Below are 3,101 nucleotides of genomic sequence, written 5' to 3'. Positions count from 1 at the left end.
CTTGCCATTCAGGAAGAGAACAACTACTACCCTTTTGGGTTAAAACAAACAGGATATAATAACGTAGTAGTTGCCTCGAATTATAAGTATAAGTATAACGGAAAAGAGCTTCAAGACGAGTTACAGCTTAATGTTTACGATATGGAGGCGAGAAATTATATGCCTGATATTGGAAGATGGGGTAACATAGATGAACTTGCCGAAAGTTTTCCACCTTTATCTCCCTATAATTTTGCGAATAACAATCCTGTTGTATTTTCAGATCCAAGCGGGCTAAGTCCTGAAGGTATAGATGGTTTTAGTAGTAATGATCCCGATAAAGGACCACATTATTTTACTTCAACGGTCGTAAATAGTCAGGGAAAAATAATTGATCATAAAGATGATGGAGATGACAATATTTATTTGAATAAAAGAGGCGGAGAAATTGTTGGTAAAGAGCGTGTAGGTGTAAAATATGTAAAAGATAAAAAGATAGTTCAAGATGACTTAACAGGTAATCATTTTCTATTTTCTGATGGTATTGGTAGAGTTGAAAAAATGAAACCTGTCAAGCCAACTTATGGTGTCGTTCTTGTAGTGCCAGCAGAGGCTGTATTAGCTGAAGGTCTTGAATTGCTGGTGGAGTTAGCTGAAGGAGCAACAATATTTGATAGTTTTGCACAAAGAGGCAATAACAATGGAAAATTACAAGATGATGAATTAGAGGCTATTCAAGCAAGGAAAGCTGCAGGAACTGCTTCTAGTTCTGATTTGCAAAAACTTAAAAAGCATGAAAAAAATACAGGAAATAGAAGTTCAAGACAAAGTAAAGATAAGAAGAGATGATAATAGATAAATTACTTAATATTAATAAAACATCATTTGAAGAGGCAGTTAAGCTGATAAATGAAATTTGTAATGCAAACATTAAACTTTCATTATCACAGATTAATTTTATCTTGAATATTGATGAAAAAGAACTTGTTAATATTTTTTTTGATGAATATAAATATTTTGACCAAGATGATTTTTTATTAATAGAAGATTTCACTAACAAGAATTTGGAAATAGAAAATAAAAATTACCTTTCAGATTTAATTTATTTTGCGACTGATTTTGGATTAAATATAAATTATGAAAAAATATTAAATCTTTTAATAGTCGAAGAAGAAGATTTAGAATGCCTGGTATTAGGATGTCTGGAATATATTGAGATGAATATTAAATTTTTATATATTGAGGAACTAGTAAAAAAATTAGACTATATACGAAATAATGTTTTATATCACCAAAACGAGCAATTACTAGCAAGTTTAATTTTGTTTAGAATAACTCATAAAATTAAATATTTGGATTTTATAACAGAATTAATAGAATATGATAAAAGTAATTTAGAGTTTTTAAAAAATAAACTTAAAGAAAAAATATATAACAATGATTATTTTGATTTGTCAGAGTTGAATAAAAAAATATTTAGGTAAGAGGTAAGCAACAGCCGAAGGCTATGTGGAGCCTTCGGGAAGTTCTTATACATATGTTTACCAATACAAAGATCATTTAGGAAATGTTCGTTTGAGTTATGACAAAACTCTTGCCATTCAGGAAGAGAACAACTACTATCCTTTTGGGTTAAAACAAACAGGATATAATAACGTAGTAGTTGCCTCGAATTATAAGTATAAGTACAATGGAAAAGAATTGCAGGACGAGCTGGGGCTTAATATTTATGATTATGGATGGCGTAATTATATGCCAGATATTGGACGTTGGGGATGTATTGATAATAAATCAGAAAAATTCATTTCTTTATCACCGTACCACTATGCAGGAAATAATCCTGTATTATATTTAGATATTGATGGTAATGAATTTACAGAAGATGCCTGGAAATGGGTTAATAGATTAATTTCGGATATAAATTCTAGACAAGCATCAAATAATAAAACAATAGAAGAAGCAAAACAAACTATTTCATCAGGTAAATTTGGTTGGTTTCAAAGTGAAAAATCACTGAACAATAAAATCGCACGCCTAAAAAATGAAAATACAGAACTAGAAACAACGAGAGGAGAAACGGCAATTTTAGCAGCTTCTTCGCAAGTTTACGATGTTGTTACCAATAGTGGAGGCACAGAAAGAGATGTATTAGGAAATTCTACAACTATTAATCAAACAACTTTTAATAGTAATAATAATAATAATAATAATAATAATAATAATAATAATAATAATAATAATAATAGGGTTCAGCTAACCACTTCTTCTGGTACAGATTTAGGTCTTTTTTCACACGAATTAAAGCATATGTATCAATTTGAAATGGGTGAAACTACATTGGGACTAACTAAAAATAATGGTGGTATTAATTTTTTAGGGAGTAATCTTTTATTTTATGATTTATCTGATGAAGTGCAAGCTTATCAAAGAGGAGCATTATTCGGGCAAAGGGAAAACATAAATTCACCAGCTGATGTTTTAACAAAAGGACTATATAATGATAAGATTCCATCGGGACCTCTTAATGCTGTTAATCATCCTAATGCAGCAGGAATAAAACAAAATCCTCAATCATTTGCTAATAAGTATAATGCTGCTTTTAGAATCGGAACTACAACATATAAACCACAATAAGTATGAAAAAAATAATTCTGTTAACTTGGTTCTTTATAATATTTACCTCTTGTAGTAAAAATATTTATGGAAAGTATAATACTAGTTATTCAAGAGATAAGAGTGCTTTTTTCCAAATAATTTTGAATTCTGATAATTCCGTTGAAAAAACTGAAATACATACAATAAGTAATTTTGCAAATGGTAAATTTATACTAAAGGACGAAAGGGTAATTTGCTATTTAGATTCATCAAAATTCGGATATCCTCCAGATACCTTAATATTTAAAATTAAAGGCAATAGACTTTATCCTATAAGGAAAGGTATTATTAGTAAAAAATTATACTTAAAAAAAGATAGTTCTTTATAACTGGTAGTATGTCTATGACAAATTATTATACAAGTTCAAGTATAATGGAAAAGAATTGCAGGACGAGCTGGGACTTAACATGTACGACTATGGAGCACGTAACTATGACCCTTCGTTAGGTCGCTGGATGAACATTGA

Annotated in this window: 4 protein-coding genes and 1 pseudogene; all 5 read left to right on the top strand. The window is 29.6% G+C overall.

All coding sequences use genetic code 11. The features are described 5' to 3' along the window. Window positions 1-828 (top strand): RHS repeat domain-containing protein (locus PMI10_RS19525; protein WP_007810980.1); only part of this gene is annotated, 828 nt, incomplete at its 5' end. After that, window positions 825-1,463, top strand: a complete 639-nt coding sequence (locus PMI10_RS19520) for a hypothetical protein (protein WP_007810979.1) — start codon at window positions 825-827, stop codon at window positions 1,461-1,463. The genes PMI10_RS19525 and PMI10_RS19520, both read left to right, overlap by 4 nt. A 25-nt stretch (window positions 1,464-1,488) precedes the next feature. After that, on the top strand, window positions 1,489-2,613 hold the full coding sequence (locus PMI10_RS22270; protein WP_007810978.1) for an RHS repeat domain-containing protein: 1,125 nt from the start codon (window positions 1,489-1,491) through the stop codon (window positions 2,611-2,613). A 2-nt stretch (window positions 2,614-2,615) separates the two neighbouring features. Further along, the gene (locus PMI10_RS19510) at window positions 2,616-2,963 is read left to right on the top strand and encodes a hypothetical protein (protein WP_007810977.1); all 348 of its coding nucleotides are present in this window, start codon (window positions 2,616-2,618) and stop codon (window positions 2,961-2,963) included. Window positions 2,964-3,003: 40 nt separating this feature from the next. Continuing rightward, a pseudogene (locus PMI10_RS22405) lies at window positions 3,004-3,101 on the top strand (RHS repeat-associated core domain-containing protein); the annotation flags it as partial.

This window comes from Flavobacterium sp. CF136, assembly GCF_000282055.1.
Lineage (GTDB): Bacteria > Bacteroidota > Bacteroidia > Flavobacteriales > Flavobacteriaceae > Flavobacterium.
This window is presented reverse-complemented; position numbering and strand designations above follow the sequence as displayed.

Excerpts from the sequence above, each read along its gene's own strand:
- PMI10_RS19520 (WP_007810979.1), top strand. The coding sequence starts at position 825 with ATGATAATAGATAAATTACTTAATATTAATAAAACATCATTTGAAGAG.
- PMI10_RS19510 (WP_007810977.1), top strand. The coding sequence starts at position 2,616 with ATGAAAAAAATAATTCTGTTAACTTGGTTCTTTATAATATTTACCTCT.